Annotated in this window: 19 protein-coding genes; 14 read left to right on the top strand and 5 right to left on the bottom strand. The window is 54.9% G+C overall.

The window, feature by feature from the left end; all coding sequences use genetic code 11:
• Positions 1–177: 177 nt before the first annotated feature.
• Positions 178–1,977 carry an aspartate--tRNA ligase gene (aspS, locus tag EDC90_RS04565; protein ID WP_132309024.1) on the top strand — a complete coding sequence of 600 codons (1,800 nt, stop codon included), beginning with the start codon at positions 178–180 and terminating at the stop codon, positions 1,975–1,977.
• Between the two features lie 75 nt (positions 1,978–2,052).
• On the opposite strand, the gene EDC90_RS04570 is transcribed toward aspS, so the two are convergent.
• Positions 2,053–3,276: a hypothetical protein gene (locus EDC90_RS04570; protein WP_132309026.1), complete on the bottom strand. Its 1,224-nt coding sequence runs from the start codon at positions 3,274–3,276 to the stop codon at positions 2,053–2,055.
• A gap of 218 nt (positions 3,277–3,494) precedes the next feature.
• On the opposite strand from EDC90_RS04570, the gene parC reads away from it, so the two are divergent.
• Positions 3,495–5,777, top strand: a complete 2,283-nt coding sequence (parC, locus tag EDC90_RS04575) for a DNA topoisomerase IV subunit A (RefSeq protein WP_132309028.1) — start codon at positions 3,495–3,497, stop codon at positions 5,775–5,777.
• Positions 5,778–5,824: 47 nt separating this feature from the next.
• Here parC and EDC90_RS04580 read toward each other — a convergent pair whose 3' ends face one another.
• From EDC90_RS04580 to hemB, 3 genes are all read right to left on the bottom strand, one after another.
• A complete protein-coding gene (locus EDC90_RS04580) occupies positions 5,825–6,583 on the bottom strand; it encodes an arginyltransferase (protein WP_132309030.1) in 759 nt (252 codons plus the stop codon).
• Between the two features lie 97 nt (positions 6,584–6,680).
• On the bottom strand, positions 6,681–7,145 hold the full coding sequence (locus EDC90_RS04585; RefSeq protein ID WP_132309032.1) for an RDD family protein: 465 nt from the start codon (positions 7,143–7,145) through the stop codon (positions 6,681–6,683).
• An 83-nt stretch (positions 7,146–7,228) separates the two neighbouring features.
• Positions 7,229–8,251, bottom strand: a complete 1,023-nt coding sequence (hemB, locus tag EDC90_RS04590) for a porphobilinogen synthase (protein ID WP_132309034.1) — start codon at positions 8,249–8,251, stop codon at positions 7,229–7,231.
• 158 nt (positions 8,252–8,409) lie between these two features.
• On the opposite strand from hemB, the gene EDC90_RS04595 reads away from it, so the two are divergent.
• From EDC90_RS04595 to EDC90_RS04620, 6 genes are all read left to right on the top strand, one after another.
• Positions 8,410–8,820 (top strand): DUF6163 family protein, encoded by a 411-nt coding sequence (locus tag EDC90_RS04595; RefSeq protein ID WP_207903844.1) that lies wholly within the window; start codon positions 8,410–8,412, stop codon positions 8,818–8,820.
• Between the two features lie 139 nt (positions 8,821–8,959).
• The gene (locus tag EDC90_RS04600; RefSeq protein WP_132309038.1) at positions 8,960–10,252 is read left to right on the top strand and encodes a L,D-transpeptidase family protein; all 1,293 of its coding nucleotides are present in this window, start codon (positions 8,960–8,962) and stop codon (positions 10,250–10,252) included.
• A gap of 139 nt (positions 10,253–10,391) precedes the next feature.
• Positions 10,392–11,696 carry a serine hydroxymethyltransferase gene (gene glyA / locus EDC90_RS04605; RefSeq protein ID WP_132309040.1) on the top strand — a complete coding sequence of 435 codons (1,305 nt, stop codon included), beginning with the start codon at positions 10,392–10,394 and terminating at the stop codon, positions 11,694–11,696.
• Positions 11,696–12,184, top strand: coding sequence for a transcriptional regulator NrdR (gene nrdR, locus EDC90_RS04610; protein ID WP_132309042.1), 489 nt, complete (start codon positions 11,696–11,698; stop codon positions 12,182–12,184). The genes glyA and nrdR overlap by 1 nt, the downstream gene beginning before the upstream one ends.
• Before the next feature lie 112 nt (positions 12,185–12,296).
• Positions 12,297–12,761, top strand: a complete 465-nt coding sequence (nusB, locus tag EDC90_RS04615) for a transcription antitermination factor NusB (RefSeq protein WP_132309044.1) — start codon at positions 12,297–12,299, stop codon at positions 12,759–12,761.
• Positions 12,762–13,079: 318 nt separating this feature from the next.
• Positions 13,080–15,215, top strand: coding sequence for a sodium-translocating pyrophosphatase (locus EDC90_RS04620; protein ID WP_132309046.1), 2,136 nt, complete (start codon positions 13,080–13,082; stop codon positions 15,213–15,215).
• Between the two features lie 81 nt (positions 15,216–15,296).
• Here the strand turns inward: EDC90_RS04620 and EDC90_RS04625 are convergent, their stop codons facing one another.
• Positions 15,297–15,830 (bottom strand): outer membrane protein assembly factor BamE, encoded by a 534-nt coding sequence (locus EDC90_RS04625; protein WP_432419986.1) that lies wholly within the window; start codon positions 15,828–15,830, stop codon positions 15,297–15,299.
• A gap of 308 nt (positions 15,831–16,138) precedes the next feature.
• Between EDC90_RS04625 and EDC90_RS04630 the strand changes: the two genes are divergently transcribed.
• The 6 genes from EDC90_RS04630 (at position 16,139) to EDC90_RS04655 (ending at position 20,754) form a co-directional block, all read left to right on the top strand.
• Positions 16,139–16,693 (top strand): ubiquinol-cytochrome C chaperone family protein, encoded by a 555-nt coding sequence (locus EDC90_RS04630; RefSeq protein WP_132309048.1) that lies wholly within the window; start codon positions 16,139–16,141, stop codon positions 16,691–16,693.
• A complete protein-coding gene (locus tag EDC90_RS04635) occupies positions 16,686–17,282 on the top strand; it encodes a YceD family protein (protein WP_245510933.1) in 597 nt (198 codons plus the stop codon). The genes EDC90_RS04630 and EDC90_RS04635 overlap by 8 nt, the downstream gene beginning before the upstream one ends.
• Positions 17,283–17,512: 230 nt before the next feature.
• On the top strand, positions 17,513–18,568 hold the full coding sequence (gene plsX, locus EDC90_RS04640; protein ID WP_132309050.1) for a phosphate acyltransferase PlsX: 1,056 nt from the start codon (positions 17,513–17,515) through the stop codon (positions 18,566–18,568).
• Between the two features lie 102 nt (positions 18,569–18,670).
• Positions 18,671–19,639 (top strand): beta-ketoacyl-ACP synthase III, encoded by a 969-nt coding sequence (locus EDC90_RS04645; RefSeq protein WP_132309052.1) that lies wholly within the window; start codon positions 18,671–18,673, stop codon positions 19,637–19,639.
• Positions 19,640–19,744: 105 nt separating this feature from the next.
• The gene (locus tag EDC90_RS04650) at positions 19,745–20,089 is read left to right on the top strand and encodes an integration host factor subunit alpha (protein ID WP_132309054.1); all 345 of its coding nucleotides are present in this window, start codon (positions 19,745–19,747) and stop codon (positions 20,087–20,089) included.
• Positions 20,090–20,211: 122 nt separating this feature from the next.
• Positions 20,212–20,754 (top strand): MerR family transcriptional regulator, encoded by a 543-nt coding sequence (locus EDC90_RS04655; protein ID WP_132309056.1) that lies wholly within the window; start codon positions 20,212–20,214, stop codon positions 20,752–20,754.
• The last annotated feature ends 29 nt before the right edge of the window (positions 20,755–20,783 follow it).

The raw sequence follows: 20,783 nt of genomic DNA on the forward strand, positions 1-20,783 counted from the left end.
CTTGCCGCTGCCGTCTGCTTGTGGTTTAGCTCCGCTCAGTATCCGCCCGAAGTGGCCCGATAAGCCCTTCACCTTGACAAACGGGCCTTCCCATGCGCTTTTCCGCCAGATTTTATCTGATGGCGGTAAGCGTGATTACCCGCTTGCGCCTCTGGAACCAGATTACGGACCAAGACAATGCATCGTTATCGCAGCCACACCTGCGCCGCCCTGAACAAGTCTGCTGTCGGTGAAACCGCCCGCCTTTCCGGCTGGGTGCATCGCGTGCGAGACCATGGCGGTGTTCTTTTCATCGATTTGCGCGACCATTACGGCATGACCCAGGTTGTTGCCGATCCGGACTCCGCCGCCTTTGCCGCTGCGGAAAAAGTACGCGGCGAATGGGTGATTCGGGTTGATGGCAAAGTGCGCGCCCGTACGGAAGAAACCGTCAATTCCAATATGGCGACCGGTGAGATCGAACTTTACGCTGAGGAAATCGAAATTCTCTCGGCGTCGAAGGAATTGCCGGTTCCTGTCTTCGGTGAGCCTGACTATCCGGAAGACCTGCGCCTGAAATATCGCTTCCTCGATCTGCGCCGTGAAACGCTTCACGCCAATATCGTCAAGCGGACTCAGATCATTGCCGAAATGCGCAAGGCCATGGGCGAATCCGGGTTTACGGAATATTCGACGCCGATTCTGACAGCATCTTCGCCGGAGGGCGCGCGTGACTTTCTGGTGCCGAGCCGAATTCATCCCGGCAACTTCTACGCTCTGCCACAGGCGCCGCAGCAATATAAACAGTTGCTGATGGCTTCCGGTTTTGACCGTTACTTCCAGATTGCCCCGTGCTTCCGTGATGAAGACCCGCGTGCTGACCGTCTGCCGGGCGAATTCTACCAGCTCGACCTCGAAATGAGCTTTGTCGAGCAGGAAGATATTCTCACGACGATGGAGCCGGTGATCCGTGATGTGTTCAAGGCTTTTGCAAAGGGCAAGCCGGTCACTGAAGATTTTCCGCGCATCCCTTATGATGTTGCGCTTCGTAAATATGGTTCCGACAAGCCGGACCTGAGAAACCCGATCGAGATGGAAGCCGTTACCGAGCATTTTGCCGGGTCCGGCTTCAAGGTCTTTGCCAACATGATTGCCAAGGACGAGAAAGTCGAAGTCTGGGCGATACCGGCGAAAACCGGCGGCAGCCGCGCATTCTGCGATCGCATGAATTCCTGGGCGCAGAGCCAGGGCCAGCCTGGCCTTGGTTACATCTTCTGGCGCAAGGAAGGTGAGGAAATCACCGGTGCGGGGCCACTTGCCAAAAATATCGGACCGGAGCGCACCGATGCTGTTCGCCAGCAGCTTGGGCTGGAAGAGGGCGATGCCTGCTTCTTTGTCGCTGGTTTTCCCGATCAGTTCGTCAAGTTTGCCGGTGAAGCGCGCACGCGCGTTGGCGATGAGCTGGAACTGACGGACAAGGAGCGTTTTGCGCTGTGCTGGATCGTCGACTTCCCGTTCTATGAATGGAACGAAGACGACAAGCGTATTGATTTTGCGCACAATCCCTTCTCAATGCCGCAGGGCGGACTTGAGGCGCTGAAATCGGCTGACGGCGACGAAGGGCTTCTGGCGCTGAAGGCGTTCCAGTACGACATGGTCTGCAACGGTTTCGAGATTGCTTCGGGCGGTATCCGTAACCACTCGCCGGAAACCATGATTGCTGCATTCGGTCATGCCGGTCTTGGTGCAGAGGTTGTTGAAGAGCGTTTTGGCGGTCTTTACCGCGCATTCCAGTATGGTGTTCCGCCGCATGGTGGCATGGCGGCCGGTATCGACCGTATCGTGATGCTGCTGGTGGGCGCGAAGAACCTGCGTGAAGTGACGCTGTTCCCGATGAACCAGCAGGCACAGGATCTTCTGATGAGCGCGCCGGCAGAGGCAAGCCCGGCACAATTGCGTGAGCTGGGGCTTCGCATCCTGCCGCAGAAGAAAGACTGATTTTTCTGTCTTTGATCCATTAAAAAAGCCCCGGCGGTTCGTTCCGCCGGGGCTTTTTCCTGTCTGGAAGCAACCTCAGTCGTTGGCCTTGATTTCAAGGTTAAGCAACTGCGGCACAGACTGGGGAGCGGCTGCGCCCGCCATGAAAATGGCGAGGACCGGCATCTGCATCTGCGGTGCGATTGAGACTTCAAAGCTCTGCGGATCATTGAAGTAGGTTTCGACAGCCGAAGTCACCATGTTTGCGAGATCGGGCATATCGAGTGCTGAAAGGCTGGTGTTGATGTCATTGTTGATGTCGGCGACGACCTCGTCGGTGGTCACATCGAGATCATCTTCCATAAGCTGCATCAGACGTCGGGTGATCGAAGCGTCTTCGAAACGGATGCTGAGACCGGATACGCCGATCTGCTGGCCCAGTTCCATCATCTGCTCCTGATACGGGTCCATGCCATCTTCGCTGGCGGTCGCGTCTTCGTCCACGTCATCCGGCATCTCATCAAGCGTGTTCAGCATGTCCAGTGTGAAGCCGGTGATACCGAAACTGACCTTCAGAGTGCCGACATCTTCGACGGAGAGGTTATAAGACGAAACATCCAGATCACCGGAAACGATGTTCCAGGTTCCGGCAAGATCGAAGGTCGATGTCGACTTCAGCAGATCGAGTGTTTCGAGGTGATTTCGGAAGTCAGGATCAAGATCATCGACGTTTGTGAGGTCCAGGCTGATGTCACCGGTTTTGGCGGTGAAGCCGGCAGTCTGCGTTTCAGCATCAAAAGTCTGCATGCCCTCTGCTGACGGCATGCTCAGGATCGTCTCGCCCTTATAATCGAGTGTGACGTCTTCTACCTGGCTGTTTTCGCCATAGAGCCAGCCAGAAGGATTGCTCATATCCGGTGTGGCCGGGATGTGCAGATTGCGCTCCTCATACGATCCGATCGTCCAGGCGAGATCCTCGGCCATGAATGTGGCGTCCTTGAGCAAAAGCTCGCCAACAACATAGCTGCCATCCTCGTTTTCTTGAATGTCGGAGAAACTGACCTCCACCGGTTGTTTCTGTTCGAAGCCTTCAAGCTCGTCAGAGATTTCCGCTGATGGTGAAAAGACAACGTCTTTGATGACGAGAGCGGAGTCGCCCTTGGTTTGGATATCGCCATGGGTGAAGGTGATGCCTGCATCGTCGTAAGCAGCCTTCACTTTTGCGATGAAATCGTCACTGTCGAGCGCGAAGGCCGGAGCCGAGGCTGCAATGAGGAAGGTTCCGGCAAGGAAAATCTGTTTGATCGGCGCTTCGCGCATGGTGTTTCTCCCGGTTATGACGTTCTAAAAGGATTGGTGTGTGGATCAAACACTGGCAAAATTGAAATTCGAAAACAAAACAATTCTGCCACCCATATCTAAGGTGCGCAGCAGTGAAGTGCAAACATGCCTCCGAAAAATGATGGAGGCCTTTATTTTCAGGGGATTGCAGGATTTCACGCCTTGTCGCGAGCGGTTGTATCGTCTAACAGAACACCATGGCTAACGATATCCTGCCGCCCTCTGAAGGTGGTGACAACAATGATACAGTTGATCTGCGCAAAGCGCTTGAGGAGCGTTACCTCGCTTATGCGCTGTCAACGATTATGCACCGTGCGCTGCCGGATGTGCGCGACGGGCTGAAACCGGTGCATCGCCGCATCATCCACGGGATGAGTGAGATCGGTGTTCGGCCCAATTCCGCATATAAAAAATGTGCGCGTATTGTCGGCGATGTCATGGGTAAATTTCACCCGCATGGCGATGGGTCTATCTATGACGCACTGGTCCGCCTTTCGCAAAATTTTGCGCAACGTTATCCCATGGTCGACGGGCAGGGCAATTTCGGCAATATCGACGGCGACAGCGCTGCTGCCATGCGCTACACCGAAGCCCGGATGACCGATGTCGCGGCGCTGATGCTGGAAGGTATCGACGAAGACGCCGTTGATTTTCGACCGACCTACAATGAAGAGGATGATGAGCCGGCGGTCCTGCCCGGCGCGTTTCCCAATCTTCTGGCCAACGGCTCGACCGGCATTGCTGTCGGCATGGCGACTTCCATTCCGCCGCATAATGCCCATGAGCTTTGCGAAGCTGCCATCCATCTGATCAAGCATCCAGACGCGACGATTGAAGACCTGATGACGAGTCCGGGTGCGGATGGCGCAAAGGCGAACATGATCCAGGGGCCGGATTTCCCGACCGGTGGCATCATCGTTGAGGATTTCGACTCCATGGTCGAAACCTATAAAACCGGTCGTGGTGGTTTCCGTGTCCGCTCACGCTGGGAGAAGGAAGAACTCGGCCGCGGCAATTATCAGATCGTCGTGACCGAAATTCCCTATGGCGTGCAAAAGTCACGGCTGATCGAAAAGATTGCCGAGCTGCTGATCGCACGCCGTCTTCCGCTTCTGGAAGATATTCAGGACGAATCTGCTGAAGATATCCGCATTGTTCTGGTTCCCAAAAGCCGGACGGTTGACCCATCTCTGCTTATGGAGTCGCTTTTCAAGCTCACGGATCTTGAGCAACGCTTCTCGATGAACATGAATGTTCTCTCCTACGGCAAGGTGCCGAAGGTCATGGGGCTTGTTGATGTTCTCAAAGAGTGGCTGGGTCATCGCCGTGATGTGCTGCAGCGCCGGTCGCGCCATCGCCTCGCGGCGATCGAACGGCGTCTTGAAATTCTTGGCGGTCTTCTCGTCGCCTATCTCAACCTTGATGAAGTGATCAAAATCATCCGCGAAGAGGATGAACCTAAAAAGGTTATGATCGCACGGTTTGAGATAACAGACGTTCAGGCCGAAGCTATTTTGAACATGCGGCTGCGTGCTTTGCGCAAGCTCGAAGAAATCGAAATCCGGAAGGAATTCGATAATCTGACGGCTGAAAAGGCAGAGATCGAGGCGCTTCTTGCATCCGAAGAACAGCAGTGGCAGACCGTCGCCTGGGAGATCGGCGAGGTGAAGAAAACCTTTGCCAAGGCCACGGATATCGGACGTCGCCGTTCAACATTTGATCACGCACCCGACACGGATGTCGAGGCGATCCATCAGGCTATGATCGAGAAAGAACCGATCACGGTCGTGATTTCCGAGAAGGGGTGGGTGCGCGCCCTGAAAGGACACGTGGAAACGTCGGGCCTCACCTTCAAGGAAGGTGACAGTCTGAGACTTTCATTCCCGGCACAAACGACTGACAAACTGGTGATCGTGACCACCGGTGGCCGTGCGTTCACAATCGGGGCGGACAAGCTTCCGGGCGGGCGCGGCCATGGCGAGCCACTCAGAATCATGGTCGACATGGAAGCCGATCAGGATGTTGTTACGGCTTTCGTCCACGAAGAAGGCCGCAGGCTTCTGATTGCATCGACGCTGGGCAATGGCTTCATCGTTGAGGAAGACGCAATGGTCGCCAATACCCGAAAGGGTAAGCAGGTCATGAATGTTTCCGGTACGGCTGAGGTCAAGCTGGTGGTTCCGGCGGTGGGCGATACAGTTGCCGTGATTGGTGAGAATCGCAAGCTGCTTGTGTTCCCGATGGTGCAGGTGGCCGAAATGGTACGCGGCAAGGGCGTGCGACTGCAACGCTATAAAGATGGCGGTCTTTCGGATGCCAAGTGCTTTTCTATGGAAAATGGCCTGACATGGGAAGACAGCGCCGGGCGAACGCACTCACGTTCCAGAGACGAGCTTCTTGAGTGGCGCGGCGACCGGGCGATGGCTGGCCGTATCGCACCGAAAGGTTTCCCCCGCTCGGGCAAATTCGGTAACTCCTGATTTGCCACCGGGGCCGACTTAATGCCGGTCAGAAAGCAGGTCTCTGATCATGTGTCTGTTTCGCTTGCGGGCACGCGGTCCCAGCCATGACCTGTCAGGTGTTCCTGCGGCTGAAAACGCTTCTTATAATCCATCTTGCTGGACCCTTTGACCCAGTAGCCAAGATAGATGTAGGGCAGGGCCATGCGCTGAGCCCGCATGACATGGTCAAGGATCATGTAGCTGCCGAGTGAGCGTTTCTCATAAGCTGGATTGAAGAACGAATAGACCATCGACAACCCGTCGCTCATGACGTCTGTCAGGGCAACCGCGATCAGTTCGCCATTCTGGTCTTCATTTTCTGCTGAGGGTGCAATCCTGTACTCGAAAACCCGGGTTTCGACATGGGTTTCTTCGACCATTACAGCATAATCATCGACGGTCATATCTGCCATGCCGCCGAGCTGATGCCGGCTATCGAGGTAAATACGAAACAGATCATATTGCTCGGCTGAGGCAATGGCCGGGCGCTCTTCACTAATGAGATCCTGATTGCGGGAAAGCGTTCGCCGCATGGAACGGTGCCATTCAAATTCACCCGCCAGAATGCGAACGGATACGCACGCGCGGCAATTTTCACAGGCCGGGCGATAGGCTATGTTCTGCGACCGGCGGAAACCACCCTGTGTCAGAAGATCATTCATCTCGCTGGCCCTTGGGCCAACAAGATGCGTGAATACCTTCCGTTCGCGCTCGTCCTCAAGATAAGGACATTGCGCGGGGGCGGTCAGGTAAAACTGTGGCGAATGAGTGGCTTGCGTATTCATATTCGGCGCACCATGCTTGCAGCTTGAGGCCTTAGCATGGCGTAATCCAGAAAAAGGTCAACCGCACCGGTCAAGGCGCGGTGACAAAAAACAGCGATTAAAGTGTGTCGGAGCGTACCACGACGGTTCCGACGAGAAAGTCGTGAATGAGACGTTTTCGGTCTGTGAACAGGCCAACCAGCAGGATCAACGGCGTGACAATGGAGTTGAACAGCCAGAAGAGCGCCAGATGTGCAATTGCCGTGAAAAAGTCCATCGGCATCCCATTGGTACGCGCGATCGCAATGCCCATCGACCGCATGCCTGGTGAGGCCTGAGCCGGGCCACCCATTGTCAGGCCAAAATAAAACACGGCAACGATGAAATAGAGTACCGGGTATAGCAAAAAGGCCAGGCCCAAGGTCGCGATACCGATGAAGAACAGCAGAACAGCTGCAGGCACCCAGAGAATGGCCACGATCAGGTAATCGACCACAAACGCCATGACGCGGCGTGAAAGCACTCCGGAATAAGCCGGGCCCGATGCCGGAGCAAAATAGTGTGATTCACGTTCAAGGCTCATCTGGTGAGACCCCCATTTCATAATTTCGTGGAAAACAGATGGGGGTTCTAAACGCTAAATGCAACGCATTTGCGCGGCCCGCGTCAGGCCTTTGCAAGCTTTTCCGCAGCCTCAATGGCAAAATAGGTCAGGATGCCATCGCAGCCGGCACGCTTGAAAGAGAGAAGCGTTTCCATCATCACACGCTCGCCATCAATGGCACCGTTGTCGGATGCCATCCGGATCATCGCGTATTCGCCCGAGACCTGATAGGCGAAAACCGGAAGGCTGAACGCTTCCTTCATGCGCCAGCATATATCGAGATAGGGCAGACCGGGTTTGACCATCAGCATATCGGCGCCTTCTTCGACATCCAGGGCAGCATCACGCAGCGCCTCTGTGGCATTGGCTGTATCGATGTAGTAGCTGGCCTTGTCGCCTTTCAGCAGACCGCTTGTCGAAATGGCTTCGCGGTAGGGGCCATAATAGCCAGACGAGAATTTCGTCGCGTAGGACATGATCCCGACATTCTGAAAACCGGCTGCATCCAGGCCATGACGCAATGCGCCGATGCGTCCGTCCATCATTTCTGAGGGAGCGATAATGTCCGAGCCGGCCTTTGCCTGCAGGATTGCCGCTTCAACAATCTGCTCGACGGTCTCGTCATTGACGATCTCGCCGTCCCGCAAGATCCCGTCATGGCCGTGACTGGTGAACGGATCAAGTGCCACATCGGTAATGACACCGATGTCGGGCGCCGCCTTTTTCACCGCAGCCGTGGCCTGATTAAGCAGATTGTCAGGGTTTAAAATCTCCGAGCCTGTTCCATCCCGCTTTTCCATTTCGATGTTGGGAAAGGTGGCGATTGCCGGAATGCCGAGGTCAGCCGCTTTTTTTGCTGCTTCTGCAAGCCGGTCAACACTCATGCGGGAAACACCGGGAAGAGACGCAATCGGTTCTTCGATATTGGTGCCGGGGATTACAAAAACCGGCCAGATAAGATCGTCAACAGTAAGCCGGGTTTCGCGCACCATTCGTCTGGTCCAGTCAGCCTTGCGGTTTCTGCGCATTCGGCGGTGACCGGTGATATGGTCGACGAAATGGGTCTTGTCTTCGCGTTCACTCATGACTTCTGTCCGTGTTTTTTTCTCGGTCCGGGTTTATCACGGCCTGTGGTAGGGTCAAATGCGACATCCTGAAACAATAGGCTTGCAAAATACCCGCTGAACGCTGCTGATCGCCTCGACAGGCTTTATCAAATGCCGGGTTGTGGCTATAACGAGGCATGATGATGAGTGATCGCCCGATGACTGTGCGCAAAAGCTTTTCGCAGGAAGCCTTTCTGGTTTTTCAGCGATGTGCTGCTTGCTATCTGTTCGTAATCGGTCTGGGCTGCTGGGCAGCTCTGATTGGTTTGTCCATGAACGGCGCATGGCGTTTTGATCTTGTTGCGCCGAATATCAGGGCGGTTGAAGCGGTGCTCGCCGTTATCTTTCCGATCGCCGCCACCGGGCTTTGGTTCGGGGTTGGATGGGGCTTTGTGCTCTGGGTTATCGGAGCGGTCATTCAGGTCAGCGCCCATGGCGGCTATACGCAGACCTTCGGCGCTGCGCCCTGGACAACCACGATGCATGTTGCCGGAATTGCCAGCTATATCGCGTTCTGGTTTTACCTTGTGTTCATCCGTCGTCACTAAAGTGTGATGACAAGAGCACAGCGCGTCACTGGCAAAGCGACAACAATTGGCCACATTGGTGTGACAGCGCATTATTGAGTAGTATGACCTCGTTGGTGAACCGGGGTTGTCTGAGGGACCGACATAAGATTTGGATTTCATGAGCAACAACGAGATCAAAAAGCCTGCGGGCAGAACCGTATCGCGCCGTAAACTTCTGGCTGCAACAGTCGGACTTCTGGCATTGCCCAAACTCGCTTCCGCGCAGTCCGCTGTCGAAGCGCTGATCAACGCGCCGGGTCGTGGCGACTGGGACGATCAGTTTGATGCTGTCACGTCGCGCTCTCAGGCCAGTGTTGCTTCGAACCAGCCGATTCTTGGACCGAACGCTTCTTCCAACCTGATGCAGGCTATTGCCGAATATCAGCGGATCGTGACCACGGGTGGCTGGCCGGAAGTTCACCCGAATGTGCCGCTCCAGTTCGGTGTGACAGACCCGTCTGTGCGTCAGTTGCGTCAGCGCCTGATCGTTTCAGGCGATCTGCCGCAGTCTGCGGGTGTATCGGATTCTTACGATTCCTATGTTCAGGGCGCTGTTAAGCGTTTTCAGGCGCGTCACGGACTTCCCGAAACGGGCTATATTGATGAATACACGCTAAGAGCGCTGAATGTGAGCGCGCGTGTACGTCTGGCCCAGCTTGAAACAAACCTCACCCGCGTTGAGGATTATGGTTCCGATCTCGGGCATCGCTACGTGCTGGTGAATATTCCTGCAGCCTATGCGGAAGCGGTCGAGAACAACGTTGTGGCTCTGCGCAATGTTGCCATTGTCGGGCGGCCTTCGCGCGCAACGCCGATCCTTAATTCCAAGATTTTCGAGATCATTTTCAATCCACCTTGGACCGTACCGCGCTCGATAATCCAGAAGGATATCATGCCGCTGATGCGGAAAGATCCGAACTATCTGACGGATAACAAGATCCGTCTTTATGACAATAAGGGTCAGGAAGTTGATCCGATGACCATTGACTGGAACGCTGAGCGTGCACCGAACCTGACGTTTCGCCAGGATCCCGGACCGAACAGCGCCATGGCATCGACCAAGATCAACTTCCACAACAAGCACGCTGTCTACATGCATGACACGCCAAGCCAGAGCCTGTTTAACGACATGCTCCGGTTTGAGTCGTCAGGCTGCGTGCGCATTGAAAACGTGCGTGACCTTGATGTCTGGCTGCTGAAGGATACACCCGGCTGGAACCGTCAGAAGATTGAGGAAACCATTCGTTCCGGCATTTCAACGCCTGTTAATCTTGCCGATCCGGTTCCCAACCACTTTGTTTACATCACCGCATGGTCTGCACGTGATGGTGTCGTCCAGTTCCGTGACGATATCTACAACCTTGACGGTGCGCCGGAGCTTGCGCTTCAGACCACCAGCGGCATTGAGTAAATCGTAATCTGCGACGTGTCGCGAGACGTATCAGCAATACCGCCTGCGGAGGAACCGTTGGCGGTATTGTTCTATTGCAGGAAATCCTGACGGGCGCTACAAAGCGATCCGCCCGTGAACTTTGAGGAGCCTCAAAACGATGACCAGCCAGACAGCCTTTACTGAGAACTTTTTCAACCGGACACTCGCAGATGCCGATCCGGAAATTTTTGGCGCAATCGGCAAGGAACTCGGCCGTCAGCGTCATGAAATTGAGCTGATTGCTTCGGAAAACATTGTTTCGCGCGCTGTGCTGGAAGCACAGGGTTCGATCATGACGAACAAATATGCCGAAGGGTATCCGGGCAAGCGTTATTACGGTGGCTGTCAGTTCGTCGATATCGCTGAAGAGCTGGCGATTGAGCGTGCCAAAAAGCTGTTCGGTGTTGAATTCGCGAATGTTCAGCCGAATTCCGGTTCCCAGATGAACCAGGCTGTCTTCCTTGCGCTGCTGCAGCCGGGCGACACATTTATGGGCCTTGATCTTAATTCCGGTGGGCATCTGACGCATGGTTCCCCGGTCAATATGTCGGGTAAATGGTTCAACGTCGTGTCCTACGGCGTTTCGCGCGACGATAACCGTATCGATATGGATGAGGTTGAAGCCAAGGCCAAGGAACACAAGCCCAAGCTTATCATTGCCGGCGGAACGGCCTATTCACGTGTCTGGGACTGGAAGCGTTTCCGCGAAATTGCCGACTCGGTCGGCGCCTATCTGATGGTCGATATGGCTCACATCGCTGGTCTGGTTGCCGGTGGTGCGCACCCTTCGCCATGCCCGCATGCGCATGTCGTTACAACCACAACACATAAATCCCTGCGTGGACCGCGCGGTGGTATGATCCTGACCAACGACGCCGATATTGCCAAGAAGGTCAATTCAGCCGTGTTCCCGGGGCTTCAGGGAGGTCCGCTGATGCATGTTATCGCTGCGAAGGCTGTCGCGTTCGGTGAAGCCCTCAAGCCGGAATTCAAGGCTTATGCCGAACAGGTGGTCAAAAATTCCCGCGCGCTCGCCGCTTCGCTGATGGATGGCGGACTCGATGTTGTATCCGGCGGCACGGACAACCACTCCATGCTGGTCGACCTGCGCAAGAAAAATGCAACCGGTAAACGGGCTGAATCGGCCCTTGGTCGTGCCTACATCACCTGCAACAAGAACGGCATTCCCTTCGATCCTGAAAAACCTTTCGTCACGTCGGGCGTGCGTCTCGGTACACCGGCGGGTACGACACGCGGCTTCGGTGAGGCTGAGTTTACGGAAATCGGCAAGCTGATCGTTGAGGTTCTCGATGGCCTCAAGGAAGTCAATTCCGACGAAGGCAATGCTGCGGTCGAAGCCGCAGTACGCGACAAGGTTGTTGCACTGACGGACCGCTTCCCGATGTATGGTTACATGGGCTGATGCGTTGCCCGTTTTGCAATTCGCCTGATACGCAGGTGAAGGATTCACGCCCGGCGGAGGACAATACGTCCATCCGCCGCAGGCGTGTGTGTCCGGATTGTGGCGGGCGGTTTACGACGTTCGAGCGTGTTCAGCTGCGTGAACTCGTTGTGATCAAGAAGAATGGCCGCAAAGCACCGTTTGATCGTGACAAGCTGGTGCGTTCGTTCGAGATTGCGCTGCGCAAGCGCCCGGTCGAACGCGATCGCATCGAGCGGGCTGTCTCCGGCATCGTCCGGCGCATGGAAAGCTCCGGTGAACCCGAGGTGCATTCAGAAGAGATTGGACTGCTTGTGCTTGAAGCTCTGAAAAATCTCGATGATGTGGCCTTTGTGCGCTTCGCTTCCGTCTATCGGGATTTTTCGACGACCGAAGACTTTGAAGAAATTATTGCAGAGTTTTCCGCCAAGATTGCGCGCGGACCGGACGCTGATAGCGACGAGGCATAGTAAAACGCTTGCCAAGTTGCCGCTGCGCGGTTAGAGCGCTTACTTCTGTAAACCTGCAATCCTGTAAAGACACAAAAGTTGACCGCATCCGCTGAAGGGTGCGTGGAGTATCATGACCACGGAAAAGACTGCTAATCAGCGCGGCGCGGCGCGTCTTGCTGCTGTACAGGCCCTGTATCAGATGGACATTGCCGGAGCTCCTCTGGCCGATGTTCTGGCTGAATACGAAGTGTACCGGCTGGGCCGTGAGATTGATGGCAATACCTACCTGAAAGCCGACCCTGCGTGGTTCCGCTCTATTGTTTCGGGCGTTGTGCACGATCAGAAAAAACTTGATCCGCAGATTTCCGGGGCAATTTCAGATGGCTGGACGCTGTCGCGCCTTGACAGCACTTTGCGTGCGATACTGCGTGCGGGAACATTTGAAATCGTGAGCCGGAAGGATGTTCCAACCGCTGTGATCGTTTCCGAATATGTCGAGATTGCAACGGCGTTTTTCGACGGTGACGAGGGCAAGCTTGTCAATGCCGTGCTTGATCGCATCGCACGTCAGGTGCGTGGTGAAACCCGTAGTTAGGTTTCGTTTGCCTTTCACGCGGTCTTAAACCGCTTCTGTTTTTCAAAGAGGCTTTGCGATATCGCAAGGCCTCTTTTCTATTCAGCCTTCTATTGTTGCATCCGGCACTTGACGCAACTCATGCCGCGCATCACTCTTTTCCTGTCCGTTTGCAGGGCAGGAGGAGTCAAGCGTTCTGCGAACAAGATGGGGACGGTTTCGGCACAAGGCTTCAGGCCCGCGGGAGAGGGTACCAATTGTTGCCAGGGCAGTCCGCAAACAATCAGGCGACCGGCCGCTGCTTGCGCGCGGGCCTGCCGAAAAGGGAAGGAATGAAGAATGGCAATACTCATCGCTGTTATTGTCTGCGGCCTGCTGTCGGTCGTTTATGCCTTGTGGGCCATCCGGTCCGTGATGATGGCCGATCAGGGCACCCAGCGCATGAAAGAAATCGCCGGCTATATCCGGGAGGGGGCGCAGGCATATCTTACCCGTCAGTATTCAACCATCGCCATTGTTGGTGTGGTCGTTTTCATTCTGGCATGGCTGCTTCTTTCACTTCACGCTGCGATCGGCTTTGTGATCGGTGCCGTTCTTTCCGGCGCGGCCGGGTTCATCGGCATGCACGTTTCGGTGCGGGCCAATGTGCGAACGGCTCAGGCCGCCTCATACAGTCTTCCGGCCGGTCTGGACATTGCGTTCAAGTCCGGGGCGATTACCGGAATGCTGGTCGCCGGTCTCGCCCTGTTGGGTGTTTCCGTTTATTTCTTTTATCTGACAGAGATTTTAGGGTTTGCGCCCGGAGAGCGTGAAGTGATCGACGCCCTTGTCGCGCTCGGCTTCGGTGCTTCGCTGATCTCGGTTTTCGCCCGTCTCGGCGGTGGTATTTTTACCAAGGGTGCAGATGTTGGCGGCGACCTCGTCGGCAAGGTCGAAGCGGGTATTCCAGAGGATGATCCGCGCAATCCGGCAACGATTGCCGATAACGTGGGCGACAATGTTGGTGATTGCGCCGGTATGGCTGCCGACCTTTTTGAAACCTACGCAGTTTCGGTCGTGGCGACGATGGTGCTTGCCGCCATTTTCTTTGCTGCTTCTCCGCTTCTTGCCAGTGCCATGCTGTTGCCACTGGCGATCTGCGCGGTCTGCATCATCACATCCATTATTGGTACATTCTTCGTCAAGCTTGGCACCAATGGTTCCATCATGGGGGCCCTTTATCGGGGCCTGATTGTCACCGGTCTCCTGTCGATTGTCGGTCTGGGGGTAGCGACATGGCTCACGGTTGGCTTCGGTTCGCTTGGTGAGGTCGCCGGGCGGAATATCAGCGGTCTGGCGCTGTTTTTCTGCGGGATTGTCGGGTTGATCGTCACCGCCTTGATTGTTGTGATCACCGAATATTACACAGGCACGGACAAACGCCCGGTGAACTCCATCGCTCAGGCGTCTGTTTCCGGTCACGGAACCAATGTCATTCAGGGACTGGCCGTTTCACTTGAAGCGACTGCTCTGCCGGCAATTGTGATCTGCGGCGGCATCATTGGAACCTATCAGCTCGCCGGTCTTTTCGGAACGGGGATTGCTGTGACCGCCATGCTTGGCCTTGCGGGTATGATTGTGGCTCTCGATGCCTTCGGGCCGGTGACCGACAATGCCGGGGGAATTGCAGAGATGGCAGGACTTCCGCCGGAGGTTCGTAAATCAACCGACGCTCTCGATGCTGTTGGTAATACAACCAAAGCGGTCACAAAAGGCTACGCCATTGGCTCTGCCGGACTGGGTGCTTTGGTCTTGTTTGCTGCCTATTCCAATGACCTGGCTTATTTTGCAGCCAATGGTGATCAATATCCGTTCTATGCGAATATGGGAGACATCTCGTTTTCACTATCAAACCCTTATGTTGTCGCCGGTCTGATCTTTGGCGGCCTGATCCCGTATCTCTTTGGCGGAATTGCAATGACTGCTGTCGGACGTGCAGCCAGTTCTGTTGTCGCGGAAGTTCGTCGCCAGTTTAAAGAAAAGCCCGGCATCATGGCAGGAAGTGAAAAGCCTGATTACGGCCGGGCCGTCGATATGCTGACAAAAGCTGCCATTCGAGAAATGGTCATTCCATCACTTCTGCCGGTTCTGGCGCCGCTGGTCGTGTTCTTTGGTGTCTGGCTTCTGTCCGGTTCAAAGGCTTCTGCCTTTGCAGCGCTCGGCGCATCTCTTCTCGGGGTGATCGTCAATGGCCTCTTCGTTGCTATCTCAATGACCTCGGGTGGTGGTGCCTGGGATAATGCGAAAAAGAGCTTTGAAGATGGTTTCACAGACGCAGATGGCGTGGTTCACGAGAAAGGGTCAGAAGCTCATAAGGCTTCGGTGACCGGTGATACTGTCGGTGATCCCTATAAGGACACTGCCGGACCTGCCGTTAATCCCGCCATCAAGATCACCAATATCATGGCGCTTCTGCTGCTGGCTGTGCTGGCCTGATTGCTCTGGTTGGCTTGAAACATGGAAAAGCCCCGCTGATGAATTGGCGGGGCTTTTTGTATATCTGAATTCCTGGCGTTCTTACGGAATGGCGCTTCCGCCGCCACCGCCTGCCGATTGGAAGAAGTCGCGGGCAGCATTCCGGCCGGTTCCCTGAAGGATCTGCTGCAGGAAGGTAATGTCCTTGCCGCCGGTCGGGGTCGTTTCGCTGACCATGTCGACAATGTTCCCATCTTGCATCGTGTAACGTGCGATGCGGTCAACGCGGCCACTGTCATTGAAATAGATTGCCAGAACTTCCTGTCCGACAAGACGCGGTTTCTGGAAGGTGAAGCGGCGCTCCTTGACCTGCGAGATGTAGTAGAACACCTCATTGTCAAAAGTTGCAGTGGTTGAAGGTTCGCCAAGGCTCAAGATAACCTGTTCACGGCTGGAACCTTCCTTCACAAGCTTCAGCATGTCCTCATCAATGACATAGCCCTGATACATGACATCCTTGGTGCCAATAACGTCAGCCGTCGAACAGCTTGCGCCTGCCACTGCAATGGAGACCAGTGCAGCGGCTGCTGCCGGGCGCAAGGGGCTTGTTTTGAAACTGTTTAGGCGCGTCTTCAAGGTTCACTCCCTGCTGTCGTCTGACTCAGATGCCATCTCTGGCTTAAATGTTTCCGGCTCTGCCGGAGGCGTAACCAGTCTGTCTTTTCAGTGCATCACCGGGACGGAGAGCTTCAGGAATGATCCTTTTGTCTCCGGGGAATTCCCGGTTGCGGCTTCTATACCTGCAAACTACGATGCAAAAAAGCCGACATACGTATTGAAACGGAAAATCGACCGTTTTGCGTTCTTCAGAAAGAGTGGATAAACCAGCTTGATGACGGATGCAATCACGCCGGTCTTTGGCTTCCGCTTTTTAAGAGAGTGTAATGGTCCTGGGTTTCTTCAATAAAAGACGTGTTAATCGTCAGATTGTGCAGCGGCAGTATGGGGTGATTACGGCCACTGCCCGCCAGCCCTGCTTTTATACAAGCTATAATGTGCCCGATACGGTGATGGGCCGCTTTGAGATGCTGGCTGCTGTTATGATTCTGTTTTTACGCAGAACGTCGAAATCTTCCGAAGCCGGTAAGCAGATCGCACAGGAGATCGTGGACGCCTTTTTTCTCGATATCGACTATTCGATTCGTGAGCTTGGCGTCGGAGATAATTCGGTTCCAAAACGCATGAAAAAGCTCGCAGGCATGTTCTATGGCAGGCTGGAGCGCTATGCGGATAGTCTGCAGGCCCATGATCATGAACAACTGGCCATCGCGCTTGCGCAGAATATTCACAGCCTTGCGGCCGACCCCTCAGACATGGCAGAGCTGGCGCGCTGGATGCTGGAAAACGAAAACCACCTGGCACGACTGGATGAAATTGTTGTCGAAACCGGCATGGTGAGCTTTCTCGTGCCGGAGCGGCTGGAGACTAATAATGTCTGATGAAATGTTGAATGAAGGCGACGCGCCGTTTCCGCGTCCATTTCCGGCCAACCGGATCGCCTCGGGTGCGGTCGATACCGAAGTTAGCGCCAATGACGACGAGAAGAAGGCTCTTGCAGAGCTTTGGAGCGTAGATACCGTACACTCGGTTTCCGCGGATCTGCATATATCGGTCTGGCGGCGTGAGGGATTGCGCATTCGCGGCACGGCGACGGCGAAAATCACGCAGTCCTGCGTGGTTACGCTCGAGCTGATTGAAACAGATGTCGTGGAAGAGATCGATGCGACGTTCCTGCCGGAAAACTCCAGGCAGTTTCGCCGGATGCTGAATGAAGATGGTGAGCTTGTGGTTGACCCGGATGGGCCTGATGAGCCGGAAGTGTTTTCCGGTCACACCATTGATCTAGGCGCTGTTGTTGCCGAATCGATTGCGCTTGGCATCGACCCTTATCCGCGCAAGGATGGTGTTGCGCTTGACCCTCAGATGGCCGGAGAGGGCGAGGAACAGAACGGCGATCCTAAACCACAGAAGGAATCGCCTTTTGCAGTCCTGAAAGGCTTGAGAAACACTGAAAACAGCGACGATTAGGCGAGGTGAAAGCGGGTGGTGCTCTCATTTTTCCGTGTTGTTTGTGAACGTGTTTAGCGCCTTGTGATGGCGCCGCGTCTTGAGATTGCCGTCCAAATCCGCCAAAGAAAGGCAAAGGTGCCCGATTTGGACCTTTTATTGGTTTTAGCCGCGACGCAGTTGTGTCACGACGTAAAACAGTTATTTTGATCCGGCTTTGCCGGAAGCATGCAAACAGGGACCAGCAACGCGTGGTAAAAATTTCAGTAGATGTCATGGGAGGAGATGTCGGTGCTAAGGTTGCAATCGCCGGCGCTGCCAAGGCGCTCGTGCGGCATCCGGATATCTCCTATCTTCTTTACGGCAGGAAGGAAGAGATTGAGCCGCTGCTGGCGGGATACCCCAAGCTGAAGGAAAATGCGCAGGTTATTGACTGCGAAGTTGCTGTCAGCATGGATGAAAAGCCCAGCCAGGCTTTGCGCCGTGGTCGAAATGTCTCCAGCATGTGGCGTGCCATCGAAGCTGTCCGCGACCAGGATTCAGATGTTGCGGTTTCTGCCGGCAATACCGGTGCGTTGATGGCCATGGCCATGTTCTGCCTGAAAACGATGCCTGAAATTGATCGTCCGGCAATCGCCGGGATCTGGCCGACGATTAATGGCGAGAGCATCGTGCTGGATATCGGTGCGACGATTGGTGCGGACGCCAAGCAGCTTCTGGATTTTGCTTTGATGGGTGGTGCGATGGCGCGCGCTCTTTTTGAAGTCAAAAAACCGAGCGTCGGCCTCCTCAATGTCGGTGTTGAAGAAGTAAAAGGCGTCGAAGAGGTCAAGAAAGCCGGCCAGATGCTGCGTGAAGCCGATATCGACAACATGGAGTATGCCGGTTTTGTCGAGGGCTCTGATCTGGGGCGCGGCACTGTGGATGTCTTTGTGGTTGAAGGCTTCACCGGCAATATTGCGCTTAAAACAGCTGAGGGAACGGCACTTCAGATTGCCGGTTATCTGCGCTCGGCCATGTCCCGGACGTGGATGTCAAAGCTTGGTTATTTATTTGCCAGGAATGCCTTCAGGATGCTGCGCGATAAGCTCGACCCGCGCAAGGTCAATGGCGGTGTATTCCTTGGTCTCAATGGCATTGTGATTAAAAGCCACGGTGGAACCGATGCCGAAGGTTATGCGTCTGCCATCGAGGTTGCCTACGACATGGTGCACAACAGCCTGCAGGCCAAGATTCAGCACGACCTGAATGAATATCATGCACGAAACCACTCACCGCGCGGACCAGAGGCGGCCGAGGCTGTCTGAGATCCCTTATGCTTCGAGCCGGGGCAGGGAAGATAAAACTTGATCGCTTCGGGCTTCAGCTTTATCAGCGCCCGCTCAGCGCTATAAATAGGAACAAGAAAAATGATCCGTTCTGTTGTTTGTGGTATTGGCTCTGCGCTTCCAAAGCGGGTGGTCAGTAATGAAGAGCTGCGGCAGCTCGTTGACACTTCCGATGCCTGGATCCAGCAAAGAACAGGTATTCGCCAGCGTTACATTGCAGACAAGCAAGAAACGACGGCATCGCTCGGCGAAGCGGCTGCGCGTGATGCGCTCGAACATGCCGGTCTGACGCCTGATGATATCGACCTGGTCGTTGTTGCAACATCGACACCCGACAACACGTTTCCTGCGACTGCCGTAAACATCCAGAACCGTCTTGGCATGAGTCATGGTTTCGGATTCGATATGCAGGCTGTTTGCTCTGGCTTCGTCTATGCGATTACCACGGCGGATAATTATATCCGGGCTGGGCGCGCCCGGCGGGTTCTGGTTATCGGCGCAGAAACCTTTTCGAGGCTTCTCGACTGGACTGATCGCACGACCTGCGTTCTCTTCGGCGACGGTGCTGGCGCAGTGATCCTGCAGGCGGCGGAAGACGGTGACGATGAGGAGCGCGGGATCATTGCCGCCAGTCTGCGCTCTGATGGAAGCCACTGTCATAAGCTTTATGTGGATGGTGGCGTTTCAACGACTGGCGATATCGGCCATCTCAGGATGGAAGGCCGTGAGGTCTTCAAGCATGCGGTCGGTATGATCACCGATGTGATCGAAGCGGCCTTTGATGAAGCCGGCATTACGGCCGATCAGTTGGGCTGGCTCGTTCCGCATCAGGCAAATCGCAGGATTATCGAAGGGTCTGCAAAGAAGCTCGGTATTCCCATGGAAAAGGTTGTTGTGACTGTTGATCAGCATGCCAATACGTCTGCGGCTTCCATTCCGCTTGCCCTTGCCACCGCTGTGAAGGATGGACGAATAAAGCGCGGGCAGACGGTGATGCTCGAAGCGATGGGTGGTGGCTTTACATGGGGCGCTGTGCTTTTGCGCTGGTAAGGCCTGTCATATTGGGTTCGCATGCAACTGGCCGCTTGACCGAACCCACTGACAGCAATACTCTTTGCGCCACGGGGAATTTTAACAAGACACTGGGAACCGGTAATGCCTGGCAAAACTGTGACGCGTGCGGATCTGGCTGAATCAGTCTTCCGCAAAGTGGGGCTTTCGCGGACGGAATCGGCTGAGCTGGTCGAGATGGTTATCGACGAGGTTTGCGATGCCATCGTGCGTGGTGAGACCGTAAAACTGTCGTCTTTCGCGACTTTTCAGGTCCGTGACAAGAATGAACGGATTGGCCGGAATCCCAAAACGGGCGAGGAAGTGCCGATTTCTCCGCGCCGTGTGATGACTTTCAAGGCATCGAATGTCCTGAAGCAGAAGATTCTGAAGGCGCATGTCGCGCGTAAACAGAAAGCAGAGAAAGCCAAGGCGAAATCGGCTTCCTGATCTGCGCCTGTCCTGAACAGGCCTTCAACAACTCTCTTGCGGTGAAACTTTTCCGCGTCTTGTTTTTATAATCAAGACGGAGTGAAATATGTTCGATTCGGGCTGATTAAAGGGCAGGGACGATGGAAAAAAGTCCTGAGGCATTTCGTACCATTTCAGAAGTTGCAGAGGAGCTTGAGCTGCCTCAGCACGTACTGCGTTTCTGGGAAACACGTTTCACGCAGGTTAAGCCGATGAAACGTGGTGGCGGACGCCGCTATTATCGCCCTGAAGATGTGGAATTGCTGAAAGGCATTCGTCACCTGCTTTACGATCATGGCTACACCATCAAAGGTGTTCAGAAGCTGCTGCGCAGCAATGGCAATCGTTTTGTCACAGCGATCGGCAGCGGCGATGCTGAACTCGTTGAGGCCTTAACCCCTTCCGCTGACAACGCTTCAGGTGATGAGCGTCGTGAAACCCACGATGAGCCGACCATGTTCGATGATGACCAGGTTGTCGGGCGATCCCGCAAGCCTGCTTCGAAGGGGTTCTTTCGCCGCAACAAAAATGATGACAGTGCCGTCGGTCCAGCCTCCGGGCTTGGCCGCTCTGATGATGCCCAGTTGCAGGACGTTTTGTACGACTTGCTGGAGTGCAAGCGCCTTCTTGATCAGGTGCGCTGATAACTGAAGCAGGCTGTGCGCTGTTTCGC

It is taken from the genome of Martelella mediterranea (genome assembly GCF_004342225.1).
GTDB classification, from domain to species: domain Bacteria; phylum Pseudomonadota; class Alphaproteobacteria; order Rhizobiales; family Rhizobiaceae; genus Martelella; species Martelella mediterranea_B.

Coding starts and splice junctions, on each gene's coding strand:
- aspS (WP_132309024.1), top strand. CDS start 178: ATGCATCGTTATCGCAGCCACACCTGCGCCGCCCTGAACAAGTCTGCT.
- EDC90_RS04570 (WP_132309026.1), bottom strand. CDS start 3,276: ATGCGCGAAGCGCCGATCAAACAGATTTTCCTTGCCGGAACCTTCCTC.
- parC (WP_132309028.1), top strand. CDS start 3,495: ATGGCTAACGATATCCTGCCGCCCTCTGAAGGTGGTGACAACAATGAT.
- EDC90_RS04580 (WP_132309030.1), bottom strand. CDS start 6,583: ATGAATACGCAAGCCACTCATTCGCCACAGTTTTACCTGACCGCCCCC.
- EDC90_RS04585 (WP_132309032.1), bottom strand. CDS start 7,145: ATGAGCCTTGAACGTGAATCACACTATTTTGCTCCGGCATCGGGCCCG.
- hemB (WP_132309034.1), bottom strand. CDS start 8,251: ATGAGTGAACGCGAAGACAAGACCCATTTCGTCGACCATATCACCGGT.
- EDC90_RS04595 (WP_207903844.1), top strand. CDS start 8,410: ATGATGATGAGTGATCGCCCGATGACTGTGCGCAAAAGCTTTTCGCAG.
- EDC90_RS04600 (WP_132309038.1), top strand. CDS start 8,960: ATGAGCAACAACGAGATCAAAAAGCCTGCGGGCAGAACCGTATCGCGC.
- glyA (WP_132309040.1), top strand. CDS start 10,392: ATGACCAGCCAGACAGCCTTTACTGAGAACTTTTTCAACCGGACACTC.
- nrdR (WP_132309042.1), top strand. CDS start 11,696: ATGCGTTGCCCGTTTTGCAATTCGCCTGATACGCAGGTGAAGGATTCA.
- nusB (WP_132309044.1), top strand. CDS start 12,297: ATGACCACGGAAAAGACTGCTAATCAGCGCGGCGCGGCGCGTCTTGCT.
- EDC90_RS04620 (WP_132309046.1), top strand. CDS start 13,080: ATGGCAATACTCATCGCTGTTATTGTCTGCGGCCTGCTGTCGGTCGTT.
- EDC90_RS04630 (WP_132309048.1), top strand. CDS start 16,139: ATGGTCCTGGGTTTCTTCAATAAAAGACGTGTTAATCGTCAGATTGTG.
- EDC90_RS04635 (WP_245510933.1), top strand. CDS start 16,686: ATGTCTGATGAAATGTTGAATGAAGGCGACGCGCCGTTTCCGCGTCCA.
- EDC90_RS04645 (WP_132309052.1), top strand. CDS start 18,671: ATGATCCGTTCTGTTGTTTGTGGTATTGGCTCTGCGCTTCCAAAGCGG.
- EDC90_RS04650 (WP_132309054.1), top strand. CDS start 19,745: ATGCCTGGCAAAACTGTGACGCGTGCGGATCTGGCTGAATCAGTCTTC.
- EDC90_RS04655 (WP_132309056.1), top strand. CDS start 20,212: ATGGAAAAAAGTCCTGAGGCATTTCGTACCATTTCAGAAGTTGCAGAG.